This window comes from Nannocystis sp. (assembly GCF_016714285.1).
GTDB lineage: Bacteria > Myxococcota_A > Polyangia > Nannocystales > Nannocystaceae > Nannocystis.
In genome coordinates this window covers 1-26,035 of record NZ_JADJNN010000039.1, presented here as the reverse complement: position 1 = coordinate 26,035, position 26,035 = coordinate 1, and the positions used below count along the sequence as shown (strand labels likewise).

Genomic DNA, 26,035 nt, shown 5'->3' with positions numbered 1-26,035 from the left:
GCTTCAGATCACGCGCCAATTGCCCCCTGGACGGATCCGCGCGCGCCGCCTAAGGTGATGCCGGACCGGCGCTCGCCGGGTCCCCGGAGGTTCACGTGGGTCATCACAAGCTTCGACGTCTTCGCGTCTACGGCGGCTTTCTCGACAAGCTCGACATCTCCTTCGTCGACGGCCTGTGCTGCGTCATCGGCGGCCGCGGCAGCGGCAAGACGACCGTCCTCGAGTTCATCCGCCACGCCCTCGACCGCGCCCCGAAGGCCACCGGCCCCGGCAGCAAGCAGGCCGACGAGCGCCTGCGCGGGCTGCTGGCGGCCAACCTCGGCGCCAGCGGCTGCATCGAACTCGAGTTCGAGAGCCAGGAGGGCCTCGTCTACAACATCCGCCGCACCGCCCACGAGCCGCCGGTGATCACCGACGCCGCCGGCAAGCAGCTCAAGGCCGAGATGCTCGGCTCGAGCGTGCTCGTCGACGCCGCGATCTTCAGCCACAACCAGATCGAGGACATCGCCCAGAACCCCGCGGCCCAGCGCGAGCTCATCGACCGCCTCTCGAGCCAGTCGCTGCAGACCCTCGAGGCGCGCATGGCCCAGACCACCTCGCTGCTGCGGGAGAACGCCCAGCGCATCGTCCAGCTGCAGGTCCGGATCGCGGGCGCCACCCGCAACCTGGTCGACCTCTCGAGCTGGGAGAGCAAGCTCGCCGCGGCCACGGTGGCGCTCGGCGGCGAGGCCTCACCCGCCTTCAAGGCCGCCGCCGATCACAAGGCCCTGCGCGAGCAGGAGAAGGCCGCACTCGTGCGCGCGCACGAGGCCGTCGCCCGTCTGCGCCACAGCCTCGGCGAGGCCGTCCCGGCCCAGATCCGCGGCCTCGGCGGCCTGCTCCCCGATCCGCTGTTCGCCGGTCCGAACGGCAAGGTCTTCGCCGACCTCTCGCGCGAGCTCGTGCGCAAGCAGACCGAGCTCGAGGTGCTGCTGTCCTCGCCGCTCGAGCGCCTCGGTGGCGTCGAGCGGGCCCTCGCCAGCGCCAGCGAGCAGCTGGCCGCCGCCCACCGCCCGCAGGACGCCGAGTACGCCGCGCTCACCGCCCGCGCCGAGCAGAGCAGCGCCCGCCTGGCGGCCCGCGACGAGGCCGCCCGCGAGGTCGCCCGCCTCGGCGCCAGCAAGCTCGAGGTCGTCGAGCTCGAGACGGCGCTCGCCGAGGCGCGGGCGGCCCGCACTCGCCTGCGCCAGGACTTCGCGCAGACCCGCCGCGACCGCTCGGACCGCCGCGCCGCGATCGCCGAGCAGGTCAGCGATCGCCTCGGCGGCAAGGTCCGCGTCATCGTCGCCCGCGACGCCGAGCTCACGCCCTACCGCGAGTTCCTCGCCGGTCTGATGCGGCGCTCGGGCAAGCAGTACACCGCGCCGATCGAGCGGCTCACCGCGGCGCTCGCGCCCGACAAGCTCGGCGCCCTCGCCGATCGCGAGGACGCCGCCGCCCTGGCCGCCAGCGCCGACCTCAACCCCGAGTTCGCCGAGACCCTGATCCGGGCCCTGCGCGAGCAGCCCGAGCGCCGCTTCGAGCTCGACGTGCTCGACCTCGAGGACGTCCCGCGCATCGAGCTGCAGGTCCACGGCGAGTGGCGCAGCGCCGACCGCCTCTCCACCGGCCAGAAGAGCTCGGCGATCCTGCCGATCTTGCTGATGGACAGCGAGGCCCCGCTGCTCATCGACCAGCCCGAGGACAACCTCGACAACAGCTTCATCTCCGACGCCGTCATCCCCCAGCTCAAGGCGATCCGCGGCAAGCGCCAGCTCGTGCTCATCACCCACAACCCGAACCTCCCGGTGCTCGGCGAGGCCGGGCAGGTGGTCGTGCTCGAGGCCGACGGCCGCCACAGCAAGGTCATCGCCCAGGGCGACGTCGAGGCCGTCAAGCAGCACATCGTCCGCCTGATGGAGGGCGGGCGCGAGGCCTTCCACCAGCGAGCGCTGCGCTACGGCGAATGAGCGCCAGCACCCGCCGGAACGCCGTCCACGCCGCCGCCGCGTGGTGTATCCTCGCCGGCGATGGAGGACAGCGACGAGGCGAAGTTCGCCGCCTGGCGCGCGGGTGATGCCCGCGCCGGCGCCGAGCTGTTCGAGCGCCACTACGACGCCATCGCCCGCTTCTTCCGCAACAAGGTCGACGTCGACGCCCCCGACCTGATCCAGAAGACCTTCCTCGGCTGCCTCGAGTCGCGCGAGCGCGTGCGCGGCGACTCGAGCTTTCGCACCTACCTGTTCGCCGTGGCCCACAACGTGCTCTACAAGCACTTCCGCAGCCGCTCGCGCAGCCCCCTCGACTTCGGCGTCACCTCGGTCCACGACCTGCGACCCAGCGCCACCGCCCTGCTGGCCCGCCGCGGCGAGGAGCAGGCGCTGCTGCAGGCGCTGCGCCAGATCCCCCTCGAGCACCAGGTCACGCTCGAGCTGTACTTCTGGGAGAAGCTCGGCGCCCGCGAGATGGCCGAGATCCAGGGCGTCCCCGAGGGCACGATCCGGACCCGCCTGCGCCGCGCCAAGCAGCTGCTCGAGCAGGCCCTCGCCCGCGTCGCCCGCAGCCCCGCCGAGCTCCACGACACCCTCGCCAACCTCGACGCCTGGGCCAGCTCGGTCCGCGCCCAGGTCGCCGGCCGCAGCGACCGCCCGGCGACCTGAGCGGCTGTCCCTCGGGACATGTCAACATGTCCCCGGGGACATGTCCACAGCCGCGGCGATCGCCAGTCGACCTGCCCCGGGGACAGGTCGACTGCCCCCGGGGACAGCCTGTCTAGAACCTCCAGCGCAGCCCGCCCGCAGCCCGCTGCGGGGTCCAGGCGCTGCGCTGCACCCGGCGGGTCGCCCCGACCACGAGCAGCGTCACCCCGAGCACCAGCATCACCCCGCCGACCGCTGCGCTGGCGATCGCCAGGCGGTCGGCCCGCAACCCGCGGGCGAGCGCGTCCTGCTTGTCCGGCTCGCGCTGCGGATCGTCACCGGGTCGCGCCACAGCGGCGGCGAGCGCCTCATCCGCCCGTCGCCCCGCCACCAGGCTGGCCGCGAGCGTGGCGACCCCGATCCCGGCCAGCCCGATCGCCCCCCCGCCCGCGATCATCAGCCGGCGATCAGGACGACGCCCTGGCGTCGGCGTGGTCGACGTGACCGGCGTCCGCTCGCGCGGCGGCGGGGCGAGCCGAGTCGCCAGCTCGGCCCGCCGCTGCTCGACCGCGACGCGGTGCTCGTCGTCGGTCGGGTCGAGCCCCGCGAGATACGCGTCGAGCACCGCGAGCGCCACCTGCAGCCGTCCCGGCACCCCGCGCGCCGCCAGCTCGGCGTGAGCCCCCGCGATCGCCAGCGCCAGCCCGGCCCGCCGGTGCGCTGTCGCCTGCGTCGCCGGAAGGACGGCGAGCGCCCGCTGCCAGCCGACGATCGCCCCGTCCAGGTCGCCCTGCGCCTGACGCCGCTGCGCCTCCGCGCTCCAGCGCGTCGCCTCGCTCGTGTCTTCACCTGTCCCTTCAGACATCCCATCGGTACCTGTCCCTACGGACAGCTGTCCTGGCGCCCCCGCGGGCGTCGCTAACTCACCTGTCCCTGCGGACAGCCGCACCGCCGGCCCCACCTCCTCGCTCGCGCGCGCTCCCCCCGGCGCCAGCGCCAGCGCCACCAGCACGGCCAGGCCCCCGCGCCAGCGGCCGCTCCACCCGGTCCGGGCGACCGCGCGCGGCGCAGCGTGGCAGGTGCAGAGCATCGAGCGCCGGCATGGTAGACCAGGCTTGCGGGCGCCGACAGCCCGCGGAGCCCGCCCGTGTGACCCCCGAGCAGCACAGCCGCGACGACACCGAGCCGGACCTCGGCCGGGACCCGTCGCCGAGGCCCGCGCCGGTCGACAGCGACGACCACCGCCAGCTGCTCAAGGACGTCATCAAGGCCCAGCTGTTCCCGAGCGAGGCCGTGCCGGTCACGATCGGCCGCTTCCGCGTGCTCTCGCCGCTCGGCGCCGGCGGCATGAGCGTCGTCTACGGCGCCTACGACGAGCAGCTCGATCGCCGGGTCGCCGTCAAGCTCCTGAAGGGCAGCGGCTCACCCGACAGCCAGGCCCGCCTGCTGCGCGAGGCCCAGGCCATGGCCCGCCTCGCCCATCCCAACGTCGTCGCCGTGCACGAGGCCGGCCTGTGGGGCGCGCAGGTCTACATCGCCATGGAGTTCGTCAAGGGCGTCGACCTGCGCGCCTGGCTGGCCCTGGCCCCGCGCGCCTGGCCCGAGGTCGTCGAGGTGTTCACCGCCGCCGGCCACGGCCTCGCCGCCGCCCACCAGGCCGGCCTGGTCCACCGCGACTTCAAGCCCGCCAACGTGCTGCTCGGCGACGACGGCCGCGCCCGCGTCGTCGACTTCGGCCTCGTGCGCCAGAGCGACGAGCCCAGCGCGGCTGTCCCTTCGGACAGGCCGATCGTCGGCGCCGCCGCGCTGCACGCCACCCTCACCGCCACCGGGGCGATCCTCGGCACCCCCGCGTACATGTCGCCCGAGCAGCACCAGGGCCGCCCCGCCGACGCCCGCAGCGACCAGTTCAGCTTCTGCGTCGCGCTCTACGAGGGCCTCCACGGCGCCCTCCCCTTCGCGGGTGACAGCCTGCCCGCGCTCGCCGACGCCGTGCTCGCAGGCCGCGTCCGACCTGTCCCCGAGGACAGCCGCGTGCCCGCCTGGCTGCGCCGCGTGGTCCTGCGCGGCCTCGCCGTCGACCCCGCCGCCCGCTGGCCGAGCATGGACGAGCTCCTCGATGAGCTCGGCCGCGATCCCGACCGCCTGCGCCGCGCCCGGCTGCGCCTCGCCGTGATCGTCGGCCTCGTCGCCGCCCTGGTCCTAAGCTTCGCCTGGCTGGCCCGCTCGCAGGCCGACGTCGCCCGCGTCGCCCAGCGGGCCGAGGCCGCCGCCGAGCGCCAGCGCCGGCTCGCCGAGGACAACCAGGAGGCCGCCGAGGCCCAGCGCGACCAGGCCAACCAGGACCTCCGCAAGCAGCTCGCCGCCACCGAGACCGCCCTCGCCGACCTGGGGCGCGCCCTCAAGGCCGCCAGCGCCGAGCGTCAGCGGGCCGAGGACGAGAGCACCGCCGCCGACGCCGCCCGCGCCCGCGCCGAGTCGCAGCGCAAGGCCGCCGACGCCGCCCGCCGCGAGTCCGAGCTGCAGACCACCCGCGCCGTGAAGGAGGCCCGCCGGGCCCGCGACGCGACCCGCCTGGCCCAGTCCCTCGGCGCCGCCGAGGGCGACCCCACCACCGTGCTCGCGCTCCTGCGCGAGACCGAGGACCCCGCCGCGACCCCCGGATGGATCCCCGCCGCCGTCGCCACCCTCCTGCAACCCGTCAGCCGCGCCGTCCTCCGCCTCCACCGCGGCAGCGTGCACGCGGCCGCCTTCAGCCCCGATGGCCGCCACGTCGTCAGCGCCGGCGACGACCACCTCGCCGCCCGCTGGCGCTGGGACAGCGGCGAGGCGCCGCTGCTGCGCGAGCACGCCGCCCCCGTCAAGTTCCTGGCCTTCGGGACAGGTGACACCTGGGCCAGCGGCGACGCCGACGGCGAGGTCCTGGTCGGCGCCGCCGGCACCCCGCGCCGCATCGCCCACGGCGGCGAGCTCCGGGCCATGGCCCTCAGCGGCGACGGCCAGCGCCTCGTCACCGCCGGCGCCGACGGCCGCGTGCGCCTGTGGTCGCTCGCCGACGACCGCCCGCCCCGCGAGCTCCGCGGCCACACCGGAGCTGTCCTTTCAGCCATGTTCGACCGCAGCGGCGATCGCCTCGTCACCGCCGGCGCCGACGCCAGCGCCCGCGTGTGGTCGCTGACCGGCGACGCCCCGCCGCGCGTGCTGCAGCACCCCGGCGCCGTGCGCCTCGCCGTGCTGCGCCCCGACGGCCGCCGCGTCGCCACCGGCGGCCAGGACGGCGAGGTCCGCGAGTGGCCGCTGACCGACGGCGCCCCACCACTCGCCCCACCACTCGCCGCCCCGATCGTCCACCGCGGCCACACCGGCGAGGTCGTCGCCCTCGCCTACCGCCCCGACGGCGGGGCCCTGCTGTCCGCCTCGCTCGACGGCAGCGCCCGCGTGTGGTCGCTGCAACCTGGCCAAAAGGACAGGCTCCTGCGCGGCCACACCGGCAAGATCTACAGCGCCCAGTGGAGCCCCGACGGCGACCGCGTCGTCACCGCCTCGCAGGACGGCAGCGCCCGCGTGTGGCCAGCCGACGGCCGCCCGCCGATCGTCCTGCGCGGCCACGCCGAGGAGCTCAGCGCCGCCGCCTTCAGCCAGGGCGGCGACCACGTCGTCACCGCCGGTCGCGACGGTAGCGTGCGCGTGTGGCAGGTCCGCGGCACCGCCGAGGCCGTGCCCGCCCTGCGCCCCGGCGGCCGCGTCACCCTGCTCGCGTGGTCGCCCGACAGCGCGCGCCTGCTGTCCGCCCGCAGCGACGGCGCCGTCGCCCTGTGGCGCCCGGACACCGCCCGCAGCAGCCCGCTCGCCGAGCCCGGCCCGACCCCGCTGTGGCTCGCCGCCACCGCCACCGAGCTCCACGCGATCCGCGACGACGGCATACTCCTGCGCTGGCCCGCCGACGGCGGCACCGTCACCCGCCAGACCCTCGCCCCCGCCACCCCCGCGCTGCTCGCCGCCGGCCTCGACCCCAGCACCACCCGCGTCGCCCTCGCCACCGCCGACGCCCTCTGGCTGCTGTCCCCGGGGACAGGTGAGCGTCGCCCCCTGCGCGGCCACGAGGGCACCCTGCTCGCCCTCGCCTGGAGCCCCGACGGCCGCACCCTGCTCACCGGCGCCAGCGACCGCAGCGCCCGCCTGTGGCCCACCGACCTGTCCGAAGGGACAGGTGAATCGAGGATCCTCGGCCCCCACTCCGGCGGCGTCACGGCCGTCGCCTTCCGCCCCGACGGCGCCGCCGTGGCCACCGCGAGCTGGGACAAGCGCGCCCGCGTGTGGCCGCTCGTCGGCGGCGACCCGCAGATCCTGGTCGGTCACACCGGCCCGGTCTGGGCCGTCGCCTTCAGCCCCGACGGCGCCCGCGTGGCCACCGGCGCCGACGACCGCAGCGTCCGCGTGTGGCCGCGAGCCGGCGACGACCCGGCCGTGCTCACCGGCCACAGCGCCCCCGTGCGCGCCGTCGCCTTCCGCCCCGACGGCGCCGTCCTCGCTAGCGCCGGCGACGACGGCACGATCCGCCTGTGGAACGCCGACTTCAGCCCCGAGGGCCTGCAAGCCCGCCTGCGCGCCGCCTCCCCCGTGTGCCTCTCGGCGCGCCAGCGCGTCCAGCTGCTCGCCGAGGACCGCAGCAGCGCCGAGGCCACCGCCGCCGCCTGCACCGCCGCCGCCCAGCCGTGACCTGTCCCTGCAGACAGCCCGCCACCGCGAAGCCATGACCTGTCCCTTCAGACAGCCCGCCACCGCCGCCCCAACACCTGTCCCTTCGGGCAGCCCGCCTAGAAGCGCAGCGCCGCCCCGCCTGCCCCGATCGCCAGCGTCGCCCGCACCCGCTGGTCGGCGACGATGATCAGCGGGAAGGCCCCGACGAACAGCGCCGTCCCGCTGACCAGCAGCCCGCCCTGCAGCAGGTCGCGCCGCGGCAGCCGCTCCGCCGCCCCGACCGCGATCCCACCGCCGAGCACCATCAACCCCACCGCCATCATCACCACCCCGCCGCGCTTCGCCGCCTGCCACTGGCGCCCCGACGGCCGCGGCGGCCGACGATCGCGGGTCGCCGCCAGCAGCTCCCCGGGCCGCAGCAACCTGTCCCCCGAGACAGACATGCGCAGGACCTGACGCCGCGCCAGCGTCACCATCCCCGGATCGATCGTCGGGCAGTACTCCCACTCGCGCAGGTGCGCGTGCAGCAGCGTCCGCACCCGCGCGATCGCCTGCTCGAAGCTCACCGTCGTCGCCTCGATCCCGCGCACGTAGTCGCGATGCCGCAGCACCAACTCGTCGGCCCGGCAGATCAGCGTCCGCTCGCGCGTCTCCCGGTGCGCCGCCACGTACAGGTTCACCGCGTCCCCGAGCAGCGCGTGCAGGCCCTCGATCCGCCGCTGCGGATCGACGAGCAACGCGCGATACACCGTCGCAACCCGATCCGCCGCCACCCCGCAGCGCAGCTCCGGGCCCCACGCGGCCTCCAGCAGCCCCGCCAGCGCCTCCGGCACCGACCACCCCGAGCTCGCCGCGCTGCGCGGCCAGCCCGGACAGCCCGGCTGCGACGCCGACCCACCGCCGCCCGGCGACAACGCCAGCGACCACGCCAGCAGCAACCCCGAGAGCCCCACCACCCCTCGACCATACCCCCCGCGACCCGCCCCGCAAAGCGCTACCCTCCCCGACGATGCATCGCATGCGTCCCCCGGGCCTCGCTCGCATGACTGGCATCGCTCCCGTCGCGCGCCTCACTCGTCCCAGGCGCCGCATCGGGTTCATGAGCTCCCTCGCCGCGGCCAGCCTCCTCGCCTGCTTCACCGGCGAGGCCCTCCAGGGCGAACCCTGCAGCGCCGACGCCGACTGCGGCCCCAACCTGCGCTGCGCCGAGGGCGGCCTGTGCGGCGAGTTTCGCTGCCCCGCCACCCCGCTGGTCCTGCCGACCTTCGCCCCCGACCTCACCCTCATCGTCACCTCCACCGCGTCGATGGGCAAGTCGCTCGCCGACGACCCGAACACCACCCGCTGGCAACAGGTCCTCACCCTCGTCGACCAGATCGGCGCCGCGCTCGGCGACCGCGTCAACCTCGGCCTCCAGGTCGTGCCCACCCTCAGCCCGCAGACCAACCTGAACCCCTGCGACACCGACGCCCGCTCGCGGATCCTCCCCGGCCCCGACCAGGGCCCGCTGCTCAACGAGTCGCTCCCGCAGAGCCCGCCCGGACTCGGCGAGCACGCCCTGCGCGCCGGCCTCGACCTCAGCCTCGCCGGCTTCGCCCTCACCGACCCCGACGACCTGCGCCCGCACGCGATCGTCCTCATCAGCGACCGCCCGCTCAACTGCAGCGACGCCGCCGTCACCAGCCAGGACATCGTCGAGCTCTTCGACAACGAGCTCACCCCTCGCGTCGCCGAGCTCGCCGCCGCCGGCGTCCCCGTGTTCGTCGTCGGCATCGACATCCAGCCCGGCGACGGCGTCGCCCCCTTCCCCGGCGCCAAGTACGAGGAGGTCGACCCGCAGCTGGCCTTCAACGCCCTCGCCGACGCCGGCGGCCGCCCGCGCAGCGGCGCCACCCGCTTCTACCGCCCCGAGGACGCCGCCGCCCTGATCGCCGACCTCGCCGCGATCCCCCCGGCCTTCGCCGACTGCCGCGTCCACCTCGACGCCGCCCCCGCCTACCCGCAGCGCCTCGTCCTCCGCATCGCCGAGCACAACCATCGCGCCCAGCCCGACTGCAGCAGCGGCCACGGCTGGCGCTACCCCGACCCCAAAAGCCCCACCACCCTCGAACTCTGCCCCGTCACCTGCGCCGACTTCCGCGCGACCCGGGCGCTCACGATCGAGCAGCGCTGCCCCAGCGAATGATCGCCTGATCTCGCCGCAATTGTTTTTCCGGGCCCGGGTACTGCCCCGGCATGTCGCGTCTCCTTCCCTCGCAGCGCATCGCCACCCTCGCCCTCCTCCTCGCCGCCTGTCCCGGCGGCTCCGCCGACACCGACGGCGCCAGCGAATCCGCCGGCCAGAGCACCGGGGGCATCGACTCCTTCCCCACCAGCGAGACCACCGGCGCCACCGGCGACGCCAGCACCGGCGAGCCCGCGCCCACGACCTCCGGCGACGACGCCAGCGCCGGCTCGAGCACCGGCGACTTCGTCTGCCTCGCCGACGACATCGTCGCCGACGTCAAGATCCCCCGCGTCATGCTCGTGCTCGACAAGTCCGGCTCGATGGTCTCCAAGGGCACCGGCTTCTGGGACGCCGACGGCGACGACGCTGACGGCGACGGCTTCGTCGACGGCGACCCCAACATGACCCCCGCCACCCCCGAGGTCACCCGCTGGAGCAGCCTCTACAGCGTCGTCGACTTCATCGTCACCGGCTTCGAGCCGCGCATGGACTTCGGCGCCGTCCTGTTCCCCTCGACCAAGGCCACCAAGGGCTACGACGTCGGCGCCTGCCCGGTCAACGCCGCCCCCGAGGTCCCCGTCGGCACCGACCAGAGCGCCACGATCCTCGCCACCATCCCCGGCGCCAGCGACACCTCCCTGCTCGGCGGCACCCCGGCCGCCGCCGGCATCATGACCGCCGTCGACGCCCTCCCGCGCGACTTGCAGCTCACCCCGGAGAACGACCTCCGCTACATCGTCCTCGTCACCGACGGCGCCGCCAACTGCCGCAGCGACGCCGCCGACAACAAGCAGCGCTTCGAGGAGTACGACATCCAGCTGCCCGCCAACGTCTCCGCCGCCCTCGCCGACGGCATCCCCACCTTCGTCGTCGGCATCGACATCCAGGACCAGGACAGCCCCGTCATCGCCGACGGCAACCCCGACGCCACCAACACCTTCCTCAAGCTCAACGAGGTCGCCGAGCTCGGCGGCCAGGCGCGCCCCGGCCCGGAGAAGTTCTACAACGCCAGCAACCAGCTGGAGCTCCAGGCCGCCCTCGAGGCGATCAGCGAGGCCATCACCTCTTGCACCTTCGAGCTCAACGTCGACCTCGACGAGTACACCTACGTCAAGCAGCTGCAAGTCGAGACCGACAAGGACCCGCAGACCGAGCCGAACAGCGACCCGCTCGTCTACGGCAAGTCCGAGGTCAAGGACTGCGCCAGCGAGTCCGGCTGGCACTTCACCGACGACACCCGCAAGTTCATCGAGCTGTGCGGCGACGCCTGCACCGCCTACAAGTCCACCGGCCAGGTCGACATCACCTTCGACTGCAACGCCCCCTGAGAGCTCGACACCCTGGGCCGTGAACGATCGGCGGCGCGCAGGACGTCGCACGGACCTCCGCGCCACCGATCGTTTCGCTCACTCCGGCTCGGCCGCCCCGCCGAGCAAGACCCAGAAGATCGACCCATGCGGCGTCGCCGGCTCGACCCCGACGCTGCCGTCCATCGCCTCGGCCAGGTGCTTGACGATCGCCAGGCCGAGCCCCGTCCCGCCGACCTCGCGCGAGCGACCCTTGTCGACCCGGTAGAAACGCTCGAAGATGCGGGCCCGGTGGCGCGGCTCGATGCCGGGCCCGTTGTCCTCGACCTCGATCCGCACCCGCTCACCCTCCGCCCGCACCCGCACCGCGATCTTCCCCTCCGGCGGCGTGTACTTCACCGCGTTGTCGACCAGGTTCAGCAGCACGTGCTCGAGCGCCTCCGCGTCGGCCCAGGCCGAGATGTCCGGCGGCACCTCGCAGCGGACCGTCATGTGCTTCTCGTCCGCGATCTGCTGCACCGAGTCGACGATGCGCTCCACGATCGGCGCGACGCGGATGAAGTCGCAGTGGATCTCGTAGGTGCCCGCCTCGATGCGCGAGATCTCGAGCAGGTCGCTGACCAGCGCCGCCAGGCGGTCGGCGTTGCGCATCTGCGCCTCGAGGAACTTGCGGGCCACCTCCGGCCGCTCGAGCGCCCCGTCCAGCAGCGTCTCCGCGTTCAGGCGGATGATGCTCACCGGCGTGCGCAGCTCGTGCGACACGTTGGCCACGAAGTCGCGGCGGATCCGCTCGAGCCGGCGGATCTCCGTCACGTCGTGCAGCACCACCACCGCCCCCTGCAGGTTCCGCAGCGGGCTCGCCGAGGCCAGGATCTGCCGCGGCGGCGTGGTCAGCGTCTCGAACTCGCGGCGCTCCGGCTGACCCGCCAGCGCGTGCACCACCAGCTCGTGCAGCGTCGGGATCGGGATGCGCTCCGCCAGGGTGTCGCCGTCGTGCTCGGTCGACAGGCTCAGCAGCCCCAGCGCCGCCCGGTTGATCATCGTCAGCTGCTGGTGCTGGTTCAGCGCCAGCACCCCCTCGTCCATGCTCTCCAGCACCGCCTCGAAGCGCGTGCGCTCGACCGACAGCGTCGCCACCGCCCCCTCGAGCTCGTCCGCCATCCGATTCAGCGACCCCGCGAGCCCGCCGATCTCGTCCTGCGAGCCGACCAGCAGCTTCGACTTGTCGCCCGTCTCCACCATCCGCCGCGCGTCCTGCACCAGCCCCCGCAGCGTCCGCGACAGGTAGTGCGAGGCCAGCGCGCTCAGCAGCACCGCGCCGCCGATCGCGAACACCCCCGCCACCGCGAACGCCAACCACAGCCGGCGCACCGCCGCGTCGACCTCGCGCAGCGGCCGGGCCACCCGCACCACCCCCTCCAGCCCCTCGCCCGGCCGCTTGAACGGCAGCGCCACATACAACATCTCGGTCGTCAGCGACGCCGAGGTCCGCCGCGCCACCCCCTGCCCGTCACGCAGCGCGCTGATCACCTCCGGTCGGTCGCCGTGCGGCTCCAGCCCGCGCAGCCCGGCGCCCGCGAACTCCGAGTCGCCGAGCACCCGCCCGTCGGCGCCGATGATCGTCACCCGCGCGTCGATCGGCGCCGCCACCCGATCGGCCAGCGCGTCGAGGTCGTCGTCGCCGTCCTGCTGGTGCTCGAGCAGCACCCGCACCAACCGCGCGTGCCCCTGCAGCTCCACCTCCGCCCGCGTCTGCGCCCACTCGACCAGCTGCCCCTCGAGGTAGACCCCGGCGAGGAACACCACCGCCAGCACCAGCGCGACCGAGACCAGGAACAGCTTGCCGCGGACGCCCATCCGCAGCGGCACGCTACAGATCCTCCTCGCGCTCGCGCAGATCGGTCGTGAAGCGGTACCCGACCCCGCGCAGCGTCTGCACGTAGTCGGCCACCTCGCCCAGCTTCTTGCGCAGGCGCCGGACGTGGGTGTCGACCGTGCGCGTCGTCAGCCCCGGCTGCACCCCCCACACGTCCCCCAGCAGCGCGTCGCGGGTCTGGACCCGCCCGCGCCTCGCGATCAGCGTCGTCAGCAGGCGAAACTCGAGCGCCGTCAACACCACCTCCGCGTCGTCGACCCACACCCGATGCCCGTCCATGTCGACGCGCAGGCGCCCGTAGCTGCTCGGCACCGCCGCGGTCTCATTCGGCGCCTTGCGCCGCAGCACCGCCCGGATGCGCAGCATCAGCTCGCGCAGGCTAAACGGCTTGACCACATAGTCGTCGGCCCCGACCTCGAAGCCGACCACGCGATCGACCTCCTCCGACTTGGCCGTCATCATGATCACCGGCAAGTTCTTGGTCCGCTCCCCGGTGCGGAGCCCCTGACACACCTGGGTGCCCGACATGTCCGGCAGCATCAGATCCAGCAGCACCAGCTCCGGCCCCGGCTCGCTCGCCGCGATCTCGAGCGCCTGCCGACCCGTGTACGCCGAGCGGGTCCGGAAGCCCTCCTTCTCGAGCGCGTACTCGAGGGTCGCCACCAGGTCGCGCTCGTCTTCGACGATGAGGATCAGTCCGTTCATGGCCCGCGCCGCTCGGGCGCGCGCGCATCATACACCACGGCCATGGCCCGCCCGCCACCGAAGCGCGACCCCCCCGTGACACACCCGAGGCCGCCCTCCCGTGACCATCCTGTCGCCTCCCCGTGACGCGGACAGCCACGCCGCCGCATCCGCTGGCCCAGGCCGCCACGCGGACAGCCGGACGCCGCCGCATCAGTTGCAGTCAGGCCAGCCGTCGCCGCCCGCGTCCGGCGGCTTGGCGCAGTTCATGTACCCGACCGGGATGCACGCGCTCGGCAGCTGATACTTGTTCATGCCCTTGCACGCGTAGGTCTCGACCGCCGCGCACGGCGCCGGATCGCCGCAGCCCAGGAAGCTCGGCGGGTCGAGGCAGAGATCCGCGTCGTTGGTCACGAACAGGCGACCGATGAACGCCAGACACCCGGCCTGCACGCAATCCGCCTCGTTCTCGATGTCGCCGCAGATCACCGGCGGCTCGCCCGTGGTTCCGGTCGTCTCGCCGCCGCCGCTGACCATCCCCGTGGTCCCGCTGGTGCTCCCCGAAACGCTCTCCGACTCCACCCCCGAGCCGTTGGTCCCGCTCAGGCTCTCGCTCATGCTGCCGTCCGCCGCGGTCGTCCCGCTCAGGCTCTCGCTCATCGAGCCCTCGGCTCCGGTGGTGCTCGCGCTCATCGAGTCCGACCCGGTCGGCGCCGTGGCGGTCCCCGTCCCGGTGCTCCCGTCGCTGCCGCTCTGGCTCTCGCTGGCGGACTGCGACGCACTGCCCCCGCCGCTGTCACCACAGCCCACGCAAAGCCCCACCCACACCGCGGCGATCACCCCGCCAACCCCATCCACCCGCCGAATCAATGCCATACGCGCAGCATAGGAGCCCGCCGCGAAGCTTGTCAAAGCGCCGGATCGCGCCGACCATCGCGCCGCGATGACCACGATCTACGCCTGGGACTTCTTCGGCCCCCACGCCGAGGGCACCGCGCAACACTTCCTGCGCCACCTCCACGAGTTCTGGGCCCGCGACGCCGTGATCGGCTGCGAGGCAGGCCTCGAGTCGAAGGGCCCCGGCCACCACGCCGTGTGGTGCAGGACCCCCGCCGCCGCCGACGCCGCGATCCTCGCGCTACGGCCCCGGCGGCGCCGCCCCGCCGACCCCTGACCCCGCGCTTCGCTGCAGCTGCAACGACCGCCGACCCCACCCGCGAGCCCTCTCGCTGCTGCTGCCGCGACCGCCGAACTCACCCGCGAGTTTTTTCGCTGCAGCTGCAACGGTCGCGCGCGCACGCACGACCACCGCGCGTGCCCTCGCCTCCCCGCATCGACCGCGACCCCACCATCCAGCTCGCCGGCCCCGCCTCGCCCGGCCGCCTCGCCCTCGTCCACGCCGCCGGCCGCGTCGCGCTCGAGCCCGGCCGCCCGCTGCTGCTCGGCAGCGGCCCGCTCGCCGACCTCCAGCTCGCCGACCGCTACGCCTCCGCCCGCCACGCCCGCATCTTCGCCGACGGCGACCGCCACGTGATCGAGGACGAGGGCTCCACCAACGGCACCTACGTCGACGGCGTCCGCGTCGCCCGGGCCTACCTCGGCCCCGGCGCCCACGTCCAGCTCGGCGGCTGGCGAGCCAGCGTGGTCGCCCAGCACCCGCGCCCGCGCCCGCAGCCCGGCCCGCTCGGCATGGTCGGCGCCTCCCCGGCCTTCTGCGCGCTCGAGCGGGCCCTCCTCCGCCTCGCCCCGCTCCCGCAACCCGTGCTCGTCCGCGGCGAGACCGGCACCGGCAAGGAGCTCGCCGCCCGCGCCCTCCACCAGCACAGCCCCCGCGCCGCCGGCCCCTTCGTCGCCCTCAACTGCGGCGCCATCCCCGAGGGCCTGTGTGAGAGCGAGCTGTTCGGCCACGTCCGCGGCGCCTTCACCGGGGCCGTGCGCGCCCACCACGGCGCCTTCGCCCGCGCCAGCGGCGGCACCCTCTTCCTCGACGAGGTCGCCGAGCTCCCGCTCCCGCTGCAGGCCAAGCTCCTGCGCGTGTTAGAGACCCGCCGCGTCGTCCCAGTCGGCGGCGAGGGCGAGCAAGCGGTCGAGGTCCGGGTCGTCGCCGCCACCCACCAGCCGCTCGAGGCCCTGGTCGCCGCCCAGCGCTTCCGCGGCGACCTGTTCCACCGCCTCGGCGCCCTCCAGGTCGAGCTCCCTGCCCTGCGCGACCGCAGCGCGGACATCCCGGCCCTGCTCGAGCACTTCGCCGCCGGCCTCGCCAGCGAGCTCGGCCGCCCGATCTGCCTCACCCCCGCGGCCGTCGCCGCCGCCACCGCCCACGCCTGGCCCGGCAACATCCGCGAGCTGCACAACGCCCTCCTGCGCGCCGCCGCCACCGTCGACGGCCCGCTCACCGCCGCCGACCTCGTGCCCGCCGCCAGCGCCCAGGCCCCGCCCGCCATCGCCGTCCCGCGCGGCACCTACGCCGAGATGCACCGCGCCCTGCTCCACCGCGTCGTCGACGACGCCGGCTCGATCCGCAAGGCCGCCCTCCAGCTCGCCATCCCGCGCAGCACCCTCGCCGCCTGGCTGCACGGCGCCCCCTGAGCCTGCCCCCAAGGACATGTCCCACCGGACATGTCCGGCCCAGCGCCTCACCGCGACATGCCCACCGGACACGCCCCACCGGACATGTCCCAAGAGGCCATCTCCTCAGCGCAGATAGATCACGTAGCGCCAGCCGATCTCGGTGATCTGCGGCGTGTTCCCGGCCTTGCAGCACGGCCCCTCGTCGTCCCAGTTGCCCCAATTGCTGCCGTTCTGCGCGTTGCGGTCGTAGCCCCACACGATGATCTGGTCGTCGAAGCCGAGCCCCACGTGCGGCTGATCGGTCGGCTTGCCGGTGAAGAGCACCCGCGTGTTCCCGGTCGGCACGATGTCGAACTCGCCGACCTCCTTGCCCGCCCCGCAGAAGCCGTCGAGGTAACACACGCCCACGAAGCCGTCGTTCTTCGTCAGCTTGCCGTAGCGGGTCACGTCGCCGGTCAGCGTCGGGGCCCAGCCGAACAGCGCCTCGGTGAACTGCGACAGCTCGAGGCCCTCCGTCAGGATCGCCGGGCTGTTCGAGCCCGGCAGCACCACCTCGTGCGGCCCGTTCTTGCTGATCGCGGCCAGCATCGCCGCCGCCGAGGCCTCGCCGACCGGCTTCTCGCGCATGTTGAACACCGCCGTCCACCCGCCCCCGTTGAAGCTCATCTCGCAGTAGGTGAACAGCGGCTTGTCGCCGACCCCCGGCCCGTCCGGGTCGACCAGGTACATCCCGTCCGCGTCGGCCAGCCCGAGGTCGCGGATGTCCCGGCAGTGCTTCGGCGTCACGCACACGTGCTGGTCGCAGAAGGTCGACTCGCAGTCGCTCCCGGCCAGGCACTTCTCGCCGTCCTCGCAGCCCGCGCACACCGGCCCGCCGCAGTCGATGTCCGACTCCATCCCGTTCTCCTGCTCGTCGTCGCAGGTCGCCGGCTGCGCGCACAGGTTGTTGCAGCCGTCGTCGTCGATGTCATTGCCGTCGTCGCAGGCCTCGATCCCCTCGTTGACGTAGCCGTCGCCGCAGCTGGCGATCACGCAGCCCTCGAGGCACGCGTCGCTGTTGTCCGCGTTGCTGTCGTCGCACTGCTCCTCGCCCTCGCGCACGTAGCCGTCGCCGCACTTCGCCAGCTTGCAGCTGCTCAGGCACGCGTCGCTGTTGTCGCTGTTGGCGTCGTCGCAGCTCTCGGTCTCCTCGCGCACGTAGCCGTCGCCGCACTTCGCCAGCACGCAAGTCGACAGGCAGATGTCGCTGTTGTCGCGGTTGCCGTCGTCGCACTCCTCCGCGCCCGCCAGGAGCACCCCGTCGCCGCAGCTCGGCGCCCGGCACTCGTTCGTGCACTCGTCGTTGTCGTCCGCGTCGCCGTCGTCGCAGGCCTCCCCCGGGCCGACAAAGCCGTCCCCGCAGCTCGCCGCCTGGCACAGCGGCGTGCAGCTCGCGGTCTCCCCGTTGCCCGCCCCCTCGTCGCAGCCCTCGCCCGGGTCGACCACGCCGTCGCCGCAGCTCCCCGGCTCGCCCGTGGTCGCCACGTCGCCGGTGCTCCCTGTCACCCCCGTCGAGCCCTCGCTCGCGTCGCTCAGGCTGCCCGGACCGTCGTCGCCACCGCACGCGGCGACGACCAGCACCAGGGCGCTCATGAGGGTCCGGAGTTGTGCTTGCATCTGCATGGTCGCCTTCTTCATGGCCGCCGCGCGGCGGTCGGTGAGTGCCGTCAGCCCCGAGGCTGGATCACGCGGTCCGCGAGGAACGCGAGAGACGGCGATCGGGGGTGCCAGAACCGAAAACCCGCCCAAAGGACGGAGAGAATTACACCGACGGAAAACTTTGTAATAAAACCCGCAAGATCTTGGGCAAGCAACGCTCCGAGACAAGCCCGCGAGCTCGCCTCTCCTGCCTGGATCTCTCACACGTGACCCACGCTCCGCGACCTCGCAAAACGCGGGGCTTTGGGCCCCCAGGGTGGTCTTGGCGCGTGTTCATCGACGGAGCGGCAGTGTACTCCCGATGCCTGTTCCGCGCCGGATCACGTGGCCCGTGCCGCGGATTTGCCGTATCGTCCGCCGCACGCTGGGGGTGGCCCGCACGCGCGGGCCTGAGACATACCCCTTGAACCTGATCCGGGTCGTACCGGCGGAGGAAAGCGCATGAACCCCAAGCACCCAGACTCGCCGCCGGCCACCCCGACGGCCACCCCCTCCTCGCAGCCAGGCTCCGCCCGCCCTCGCACCGGCCTGCCGCTCGCCGACCCCGACACCACCCCCGTGCGCGCGGTCCCACCGCTCGCCGACAGCTTCCCCAACTCGAGCAAGATCAGCGTCGGCGAGCTCGCCGTCCCCTTCCGCAAGATCCAGCAGAGCGGCGACAACCCGGACCTCGTCGTCTACGACACCACCGGACCGCAAGGCCACGACCCCCGCGGCGGCATCCCGCGCCGCCGCCAGCCCTGGATCGACGCCCGCCTCGCTGGCCTCGTTGGCCTCGGATCCGGCGCCGGCCGCAACCTCAGCCAGATGCACTACGCCCGCCGCGGCGTCATCACCGAGGAGATGCGCTTCTGCGCCATCCGCGAGAACGTCGCCCCCGAGTTCGTGCGCAGCGAGGTCGCGATCGGCCGCGCGATCATCCCGGCCAACATCAAGCACCCGGAGCTCGAGCCGATGATCATCGGCCGCAATTTCCTGGTCAAGATCAACGCCAACATCGGCAACTCCGCCGTGCGCAGCTCGATCGAGGAGGAGGTCGAGAAGCTGCAGTGGTCGACGCGCTGGGGCGCCGACACCGTGATGGACCTGTCCACCGGCAAGCAGATCCACACCACCCGCGAGTGGATCCTCCGCAACAGCCCGGTCCCGATCGGCACCGTCCCGATCTACCAGGCGCTGGAGAAGGTCAAGGGCAAGGCCGAGGATCTGAACATCGACATCTTCCTCGAGACCCTCGAGGAGCAGGCCGAGCAGGGCGTCGACTACTTCACGATCCACGCCGGCGTGCTCCTGCGCTACATCCCGCTGACTGCCCGGCGCGTCACCGGCATCGTCTCGCGCGGCGGCAGCATCATGGCCAAGTGGTGCCTGTTTCACCACAAGGAGAACTTCCTCTACACCGAGTTCGAACGCATCTGCGCCCTGATGCAGCGCTACGACATCAGCTTCTCCCTCGGCGACGGCCTGCGCCCCGGCTGCATCGCCGACGCCAACGACGAGGCCCAGTTCGGCGAGCTGCGCACCCTCGGCGAGCTCACCACGATCGCGTGGAAGCACGACGTCCAGGTGATGATCGAGGGCCCCGGCCACGTGCCGATGCACAAGATCAAGGAGAACATGGACGAGCAGCTGCGCCTGTGCCACGAGGCGCCCTTCTACACGCTCGGCCCGCTCACCACCGACATCGCCCCGGGCTACGACCACATCACCTCGGCGATCGGCGCCGCGATGATCGGCAGCTTCGGCACCGCGATGCTCTGCTACGTCACCCCCAAGGAGCACCTCGGCCTCCCCGACAAGCAGGACGTCAAGGACGGCGTCATCGCCTACAAGATCGCCGCCCACGCCGCCGACCTCGCCAAGGGCCACCCCGGCGCCCAGGACCGCGACAACGCCCTCTCCAAGGCCCGCTTCGAGTTCCGCTGGCACGACCAATTCAACCTCTCCCTCGACCCCGAGACCGCCAAGGACTTCCACGACGAGACCCTCCCCGCCGAGCCCGCCAAGGAGGCCCACTTCTGCTCGATGTGCGGCCCCCACTTCTGCTCGATGAAGCTCACCCAGGACGTCCGCGACCTCGCCGCCGCCGAGGCACTCGAGCAGGGCATGGCCGCCAAGGCCGCCGAGTTCCGCGCCGGCGGCGGCGAGCTCTATGTCCCAAAGGACAGGCTCGCCCCACCCGCCGACGCGTTGGAAGGCGCCGCCGAGTGAGTCAGGAGCGCGACACGGACAACCCCCCCGCGGGAACACCACCCCCGCCGGGCCTGTCCGAACGCGCCTCCATGCTGCCTGGCGAGGCACCGGCCGCGCCGCAGGACGCCGACATCCGGGCCACCTCGCCCGACCAGCCCGGCCTCGGCGCCAGCCTCCGCGGCCGCGATCGCGTGAAGCCCTCGCGCGGCGTCATCGCCGGCCTGCTCGTCGGCCTCACGGGCGCCGTCCTGCTCGCCCCCTTCGAGCTGCTCGCCCTCGGCACCGACGACCCCCAGGTCGTGTGGGTCTGGCTCTCGCTGGTCGCGGCCCTCGGCGCCGCCGTCGGCTCCACCATCGCGATCAGCGAGTGGCTGGTCGCCCGCCTGCGCCCGCGCCCGCTGCGAGCCGCCGCGATCCGGGCCGCCACCTGCCTGCCCGTGCTCATCCCGCTCGCGCGCCACCTGTTCGACGGCGCCTTCGCCCAGACCCTCCCGGGCGCCAGCCTGGCCCCCGTGCTCGTCCCGCTGCTCGGCTGGCTCGGCCTCACCCTGACCTTTTGGCCAGGTAGCCGCCTGCTGCAGTACCCGCGCCCCGAGACCGGCCTCACCCCGCTCGGCCCCGGCAAGCTGCCGACCTTCGTGCTGCGCCGGCGCCTGATCGCCGTCGCCACCCTCGCCTGCGCCCTCGGCCTCGAGTGGGCCAACCGCCGCTTCCTGCGCGGCGTGTACCCCGATATCCACACCGCCCTCATGGTCGCCACCCTGGTCGGCCTCGGCCTCGGCGTGTGGCTCGGCCTGACCCGCCCATGGCGCTACGACTCCCGCGTCGAGCGTCGCCTCGCCGTCGCCCAGTCGCGGGCGATCATCCTCGCCCTCCTGATCTCCGCCCAGCTGGTCGTCGTCGCCAACCTCGTCGCCTGCCTCGTGCTCGGCCTGCGCGCCCCCGCCTCGCGCGAGGTCGTCGCCCTCCAGGGCATGCACACCCGCCTGCTCGTCATGGTCGCCCGCGCCCTCATCGACCAGGACAACGACGGCCACTCCGCCGCGGTCGGTGGCGCCGACTGCGACGACCAGAACCCCGAGATCCACCCCGGCGCCCGCGAGGTCCCCGGCAACACCATCGACGAGGACTGCGACGGCTACATCCCCGCCGACGACCTCGCCGACACCGTCGCCCGCGCCGAGCTCGTGCAGCAGGCCGAGACCACCACGTGGAGCGAGACCCCCGCGGTCCAGGCCGCCCTCGCCAGCGCCCGCGACTTCGACGTCCTCCTCGTCTCCGTCGACGCCCTGCGCGCCGACCTGCTCGCGCCCGACGACGCCAACCAGGCCGCCTACCCGCGCCTGTTCCAGCTGCTCGCCGAGTCGACCGTGTTCACCCGCGCCTTCGCCCCGTCGGCCGGCACCGACCTCTCGCTCTCCGGCATCCTCACCGGCCGCCTCGACCCCTTCGCCCGCGTCGACCAGACCCTCGCCGAGGCCCTGCGCGCCAGCGGTCGCAGCGGCCACGCCGTGATCCCCAGCGAGGTCCTGCGCTACGTCGGCAAGACCCTGATCACCCGCGGCCTCGACAGCCACGACCGCCTCGTCAACGACCTCGGCCAGCGCGACGTCGGCAGCTACAGCACCAGCGCCCGCACCACCGACCTGGGCCTGGCCTTCCTCGAGCAGCGGGTCAACGCCGCCGACGGCCGCCCGGTCGCCCCCTTCTTCCTGTGGCTGCACTACTTCGACGTCCACGAGCACGACGAGCTCAAGGACAGCGACCGCGAGCTGCGTCAGCTGGCCGTCCGCGCCGGCGAGCCCGATCGCCGCCTCGGCCGCCGCGACAAGTACCGCGCCACCCTGCAATTGGTCGACGCCCAGGTCGGCCGCCTCATCGACGCGCTCCAGAGCCGCGGGCTGTGGGAGCGAACGATCGTGGTATTCGTCAGCGACCACGGCGAGGGCCTCGGCGAGGATCCCCGCCTGCCCGAGAACCACGGCCGCGTGCTCTACAACGAGCTGATCCACGTCCCGCTGGCGATCCACCTCCCCGGCCAGCCTGGGCGGCAGATCGACGACCCGGTCAGCGTCCTCGATATCACGCCCACGGTCCTCCAGCTGGTCGGCGCGAAGATCCCAGCCGGCGTGCACGGGCACAGCCTCGTGCCATATCTCCTGGCGGACCTCCTGGGTGGCTCGCCCCCGGGGCTACGCAGCCTGACCCGACCGCTCGTGCTCAACGAGAGCGAACAATATGGCGTCATCGTATGGCCCTACAAGCTGCTCGTCCGCCCGACCGATAACCTCACCGAGCTTTATGACCTGAGTGACGATTTCGCGGAGCGGCATAACCTCGCTGGCACGACCGGCCACCGCGTCGGCGAGCTCATGCAGCACTACCACGCCGCCCCGCCCGTGAACCTCGACCGCAGCAGCCGCGGGCGAAGGCTCCGCGAGCGCAGCGCTGTTGTGGATGACGAGCCCTGAGGCAGGGTCTCCCGCTGCTTCCCACGTCCTCCGGCCTTGCTCCCCGGACGAGCATCGTCGGCGCCCCGCTCGTCTATGGGAGCGAGACGTCGCGCGAGCATGGATAGGCGGGCAAGCTCCACGCGAACAACGTTCTCGGGCGAAGACTCGTAAGCCCGACGCCCCGTGCACGCCGGCATGTGCACAGGACTCCAGCGATTGAGCAGCAACGTCGGTCTGGAGCTTTCGAGGAGCGCGGCGCCGAAGCGCGCTTCGTGACCGCGTCACCGTATCCATGGACCGGTCCTCGACGCCACGAAGAAGATGATAGGCTCGCCGAGGCCGTTCAAAGGAGCTCGAGATGCATGCCCTTCAACCCGTGAGCTTGTGGTCGGCGCTGACGCTGGCAGTGATGGTGACGAGCGCCTGTGGCGACGACACCACGACCGAAGAGCCGATGTGCCAGCAAGGCGAGGTCGTCGCGTGCTACCCCGGGCCCGAGGGCAGCGCGGACGTCGGGAGCTGTGTATCCGGCACCCAGACCTGCGAGGTCACGGACGGCATCGCCATGTGGGGCGCGTGCGCAGGGTTCGTCCTGCCAGCCGGCGACGATATCTGCAACGACGGGATCGACAACGACTGCGACGGGCACGTCGACGTCCAGCCGCCGAGCCTCGGCATCTGCGCCGCCGACCCGAGCACACCGCCGCCGATCTGCACCGCCGACCAGCTCAAGCCCGACCTCACCGGCCTCACCAAGGCGACCTTCAAGTTCACCGGAGACGACCAGGTCTTCATCGTCCCCGACGGGGTCCAGTCGATCTGGGTGAAGCTCTGGGGAGGCGGCGGCTTCGGAGTAGGCAGCGAGAACGGCGGCGGCGGCTTCGCCCTCGCCGAGCTCGACGTGATCGCTGGAGACCGGCTGACGGTGATCGTCGGCGCGTTTGGCCAGCTCGGCGGCGAGCCAAGTTATGGCGGCGGCGGCGGCGGCGGCCGGCGGCGGCGGCGGCGGCGGCCGCTCGGCGCTGCGGCGCGGCCCTATCGAGCTCGTCACGGCGGCCGGAGGAGGGGGGGGGGCGGTCTTTGTCCGACGGGCGTCTGCCAGGGCGGTGCCGGCGGCGGGGCGATCGGCGAGGACGGCACTGATTATCCGATCGACGAGGGATACGGGACCCGGGGCTTCGGCGCGACGCCGAACTGCGGCGGGGACGGTGGGAGGAGCACCTGTGGCTGCACCTCGGGCGACCCACATGGCGGCGGCGGTTTACAATTCCAGGGTGGTTCCCCATTCGGCGAAGGTCAGTGGGGCGGTGGCGGCGGCGGCGGCGGCGGGTGGTTCGGCGGTGGCGCCGGCTCCCCCGACTGTGGCGGCGGCGGCGGCGGCGGCGGCGGCGGCAGCAGCCACGTCAACCCGGAGGACGGCTGTGTCGTCGCCGGCGCTGGGCGATTCACGGCCAACACCGTCGATATTGACTACGAAGTCAACCCTGAGTACAGCGGTTTCGGCCTCATTGTCGTCTATTACTGAGTTGCGCCCGCGCGACCCGATCGCTCGTCGCGTCGTCGCTACGCGCCTGCCGCGAGCAGGCGCATATGCGTGGAGCCACTGCGCGCCGACTCGGCCGCCGCGAGAACTATCGTGCCACCCTGCCATAACCTGACCGATCTGTATGACCTGAGCGACGATTCGCGGAGCGCAATAACCTCGCTGGCACGACCGGCCACCGCGTCGGGCTCATGCAGCACTGGGCCGGGGAGCATCGTCGGCGCCCCGCTCGTCTCCGGGAGCGAGACGTCGCGCGAGCATGGATAGGCGGGCAAGCTCTACGCGAACAACCCTCTCGGGCGAAGACTCGTCAGCCCGGCGCCCCCGTGCACGCCGGCATCTGCACAGGACTCCAGCGATTGAGCAGCGACGTGTCTGGAGCTTTCGAGGAGCGCGGCGCCGAAGCGCGCTTCGTGACCGCGTGCCCGTATCCATGGACCGGTCCTCAAGGCCACGAAGAAGATGATAGGCTCGCCGAGGCCGTTCAAAGGAGCTCGAGATGCATGCGCTTCAACCCGTGAGCTTGTGGTCGGCGCTGACGCTGGCAGTGATGGTGACGGGCGCCTGTAGCGACGACATGCTCGCGTCGACCGCGACCGCGACCACGACCACGACCGAAGAGCCGATGTGCCAGCAAGGCGAGGTCGTCGCGTGCTACCCCGGGCCCGAGGGCACCGCGGACGTCGGGACCTGCGTCTCCGGCACCCAGACCTGCGAGGTCGCGGACGGCGTCGCCATGTGGAGCGCGTGCGCAGGGTTCGTCCTGCCGGCCGACGACGATATCTGCAACGACGGGATCGACAACGACTGCGACGGGCACGTCGACGTCCAGCCGCCGAGCCTCGGCACCTGCGCCGCCGACCCGAGCACACCGCCGCCGATCTGCACCGCCGACCAGCTCAAGCCGGACCTCACCGGCCTCACCAAGGCGACCGCCAAAGTCACGGGATACGACCAGGTCTTGATCGTCCCCAACGGGGTCCAGTCGATCTGGGTGAAGCTCTGGGGGGCCCACGGCGGCCGTTCCGGCGGCGGCGGCGGCTTCGCCCTCGCCAAGCTCGATGTGATCCCTGGAGAGCGGCTGACGGTGATCGTCGGCCAGGCCGGCCAGGTGGGCGGCATTCCACGTTATGGCGGGGGCGGCGGGGGCGGCGAGGCCAAAGGCTACGCCGGCGGGAGCGGTGGCGGCCGCTCGGCGCTGCGGCGCGGCCCTATCGAGCTCGTCACGGCGGCCGGGGGGGGCGGGGACAGTCTTTGTTCGGGGATGGGCTGCCAGGGCGGTGCCGGCGGCGGGGCGATCGGCGAGGACGGCGCCGATTATCCGACCGACGAGGGATACGGGACTCGGGGCTTCGGCGCGACGCCGAACTGCGGCGGGGACGGTGGAAGGAGCACCTGCGGTTGCCCGGGCGACCCACATGGCGGCGGCGGTTTGCAATTCCAGGGTGGTTCCCCATCCGGCCAGGGTCTGGGCGGCGGTGGTGGCGGTGGCGGGTGGTTCGGGGGGGGCGCCGGCTCCCCCCGCTGTGACAATGGCTTTGGCATCATGCTCGGCGGCGGCGGCGGCGGCGGCGGCAGCAGCCACGTCAACCCGGAGGACGGCTGTGTCGTCGCCGGCGCCGGGAGTCTCACCGCCAACACGGTCGATATTGACTACGACCCTGAGTACGACGGTTCCGGCCGCGTTGTCGTCTATTACTGAATCACGCCCGCGCGACCCGATCGCTCGTCGCCTCGTCGTTACGCGCCTACCGCGAGCAGGCGCATCTGCGTGGAGCCGCTGCGCGCCGGTCTGTGCACAGGATTCCAGCGACGACCTCGGCCACCGCGACGGCGGCAGCTACAACACCAGCGCCCGCACTACCACGACGAGCTCAAGGACAGCGACCGCGAACTGCGTCAGCTGGCCGTCCGCGGCGGCGAGCCCGAGCGCCGACTCGGCCGCCGCGCAAAGTATCGTGCCACCCTGCCATATCACCTGACCGAGCTGTATGACCTGAGCGATGATTCGCGGAGCGCAATAACCTCGCTGGCACGACCGGCCACCGCGTCGGGCTCATGCAGCACTGGGCCGGGGAGCATCGTCGGCGCCCCGCCTGCCGGGAGCGAGACGTCGCGCGAGCAT

Annotated in this window: 17 protein-coding genes and 1 riboswitch; of the genes, 11 read left to right on the top strand and 6 right to left on the bottom strand. The window is 73.0% G+C overall.

Annotation, left to right across the window (positions count from 1 at the left end; all coding sequences use genetic code 11):
* Positions 1-95 precede the first annotated feature (95 nt).
* Both IPJ59_RS35685 and IPJ59_RS35680 read left to right on the top strand, forming a co-directional pair.
* Positions 96-1,988, top strand: coding sequence for an AAA family ATPase (locus IPJ59_RS35685; RefSeq protein WP_293275666.1), 1,893 nt, complete (start codon positions 96-98; stop codon positions 1,986-1,988).
* Positions 1,989-2,048: 60 nt separating this feature from the next.
* Entirely contained in the window at positions 2,049-2,678 is a 630-nt protein-coding gene (locus IPJ59_RS35680) for an RNA polymerase sigma factor (protein ID WP_293275665.1), read from the top strand.
* Between the two features lie 112 nt (positions 2,679-2,790).
* Here the strand turns inward: IPJ59_RS35680 and IPJ59_RS35675 are convergent, their stop codons facing one another.
* Entirely contained in the window at positions 2,791-3,747 is a 957-nt protein-coding gene (locus IPJ59_RS35675) for a hypothetical protein (RefSeq protein ID WP_293275664.1), read from the bottom strand.
* Positions 3,748-3,806: 59 nt separating this feature from the next.
* Between IPJ59_RS35675 and IPJ59_RS35670 the strand changes: the two genes are divergently transcribed.
* On the top strand, positions 3,807-7,376 hold the full coding sequence (locus IPJ59_RS35670; RefSeq protein ID WP_293275663.1) for a WD40 repeat domain-containing serine/threonine protein kinase: 3,570 nt from the start codon (positions 3,807-3,809) through the stop codon (positions 7,374-7,376).
* A gap of 98 nt (positions 7,377-7,474) precedes the next feature.
* Here the strand turns inward: IPJ59_RS35670 and IPJ59_RS35665 are convergent, their stop codons facing one another.
* The gene (locus IPJ59_RS35665; protein ID WP_293275662.1) at positions 7,475-8,314 is read right to left on the bottom strand and encodes a hypothetical protein; all 840 of its coding nucleotides are present in this window, start codon (positions 8,312-8,314) and stop codon (positions 7,475-7,477) included.
* Between the two features lie 143 nt (positions 8,315-8,457).
* On the opposite strand from IPJ59_RS35665, the gene IPJ59_RS35660 reads away from it, so the two are divergent.
* Entirely contained in the window at positions 8,458-9,543 is a 1,086-nt protein-coding gene (locus IPJ59_RS35660) for a hypothetical protein (RefSeq protein ID WP_293275661.1), read from the top strand.
* A 50-nt stretch (positions 9,544-9,593) separates the two neighbouring features.
* Positions 9,594-10,913: a vWA domain-containing protein gene (locus tag IPJ59_RS35655; RefSeq protein WP_293275660.1), complete on the top strand. Its 1,320-nt coding sequence runs from the start codon at positions 9,594-9,596 to the stop codon at positions 10,911-10,913.
* Positions 10,914-10,991: 78 nt separating this feature from the next.
* On the opposite strand, the gene IPJ59_RS35650 is transcribed toward IPJ59_RS35655, so the two are convergent.
* The 3 genes from IPJ59_RS35650 to IPJ59_RS35640 all read right to left on the bottom strand — a co-directional run bounded on the left by IPJ59_RS35650 (position 10,992) and on the right by IPJ59_RS35640 (position 14,328).
* Positions 10,992-12,761 (bottom strand): ATP-binding protein, encoded by a 1,770-nt coding sequence (locus IPJ59_RS35650; RefSeq protein WP_293275659.1) that lies wholly within the window; start codon positions 12,759-12,761, stop codon positions 10,992-10,994.
* Position 12,762: 1 nt separating this feature from the next.
* Positions 12,763-13,473, bottom strand: a complete 711-nt coding sequence (locus tag IPJ59_RS35645) for a response regulator (protein ID WP_293260189.1) — start codon at positions 13,471-13,473, stop codon at positions 12,763-12,765.
* Between the two features lie 192 nt (positions 13,474-13,665).
* A complete protein-coding gene (locus IPJ59_RS35640) occupies positions 13,666-14,328 on the bottom strand; it encodes a hypothetical protein (RefSeq protein ID WP_293275658.1) in 663 nt (220 codons plus the stop codon).
* 67 nt (positions 14,329-14,395) lie between these two features.
* Here IPJ59_RS35640 and IPJ59_RS35635 point away from each other — a divergent pair, with 67 nt between their 5' ends.
* Together IPJ59_RS35635 and IPJ59_RS35630 are read left to right on the top strand one after the other, a co-directional pair.
* Positions 14,396-14,626: a hypothetical protein gene (locus IPJ59_RS35635; RefSeq protein WP_293275657.1), complete on the top strand. Its 231-nt coding sequence runs from the start codon at positions 14,396-14,398 to the stop codon at positions 14,624-14,626.
* A 140-nt stretch (positions 14,627-14,766) separates the two neighbouring features.
* The gene (locus IPJ59_RS35630) at positions 14,767-16,041 is read left to right on the top strand and encodes a sigma 54-interacting transcriptional regulator (protein ID WP_293275656.1); all 1,275 of its coding nucleotides are present in this window, start codon (positions 14,767-14,769) and stop codon (positions 16,039-16,041) included.
* Between the two features lie 105 nt (positions 16,042-16,146).
* On the opposite strand, the gene IPJ59_RS35625 is transcribed toward IPJ59_RS35630, so the two are convergent.
* Positions 16,147-17,700, bottom strand: coding sequence for a DUF4215 domain-containing protein (locus tag IPJ59_RS35625; RefSeq protein WP_293260177.1), 1,554 nt, complete (start codon positions 17,698-17,700; stop codon positions 16,147-16,149).
* A gap of 377 nt (positions 17,701-18,077) precedes the next feature.
* A riboswitch (TPP riboswitch) is annotated at positions 18,078-18,174 on the top strand.
* On the opposite strand from IPJ59_RS35625, the gene thiC reads away from it, so the two are divergent.
* The 4 genes from thiC to IPJ59_RS35605 all read left to right on the top strand — a co-directional run bounded on the left by thiC (position 18,163) and on the right by IPJ59_RS35605 (position 25,612).
* Positions 18,163-19,932: a phosphomethylpyrimidine synthase ThiC gene (thiC, locus tag IPJ59_RS35620; RefSeq protein ID WP_293275655.1), complete on the top strand. Its 1,770-nt coding sequence runs from the start codon at positions 18,163-18,165 to the stop codon at positions 19,930-19,932. (Overlaps the previous riboswitch by 12 nt.)
* Positions 19,933-20,003: 71 nt before the next feature.
* Positions 20,004-22,385: a sulfatase-like hydrolase/transferase gene (locus IPJ59_RS35615; RefSeq protein WP_293275654.1), complete on the top strand. Its 2,382-nt coding sequence runs from the start codon at positions 20,004-20,006 to the stop codon at positions 22,383-22,385.
* A 340-nt stretch (positions 22,386-22,725) separates the two neighbouring features.
* A complete protein-coding gene (locus tag IPJ59_RS35610) occupies positions 22,726-23,892 on the top strand; it encodes a hypothetical protein (RefSeq protein WP_293275653.1) in 1,167 nt (388 codons plus the stop codon).
* A 535-nt stretch (positions 23,893-24,427) separates the two neighbouring features.
* Positions 24,428-25,612, top strand: coding sequence for a glycine-rich protein (locus IPJ59_RS35605; RefSeq protein ID WP_293275652.1), 1,185 nt, complete (start codon positions 24,428-24,430; stop codon positions 25,610-25,612).
* Positions 25,613-26,035: the final 423 nt, after the last annotated feature.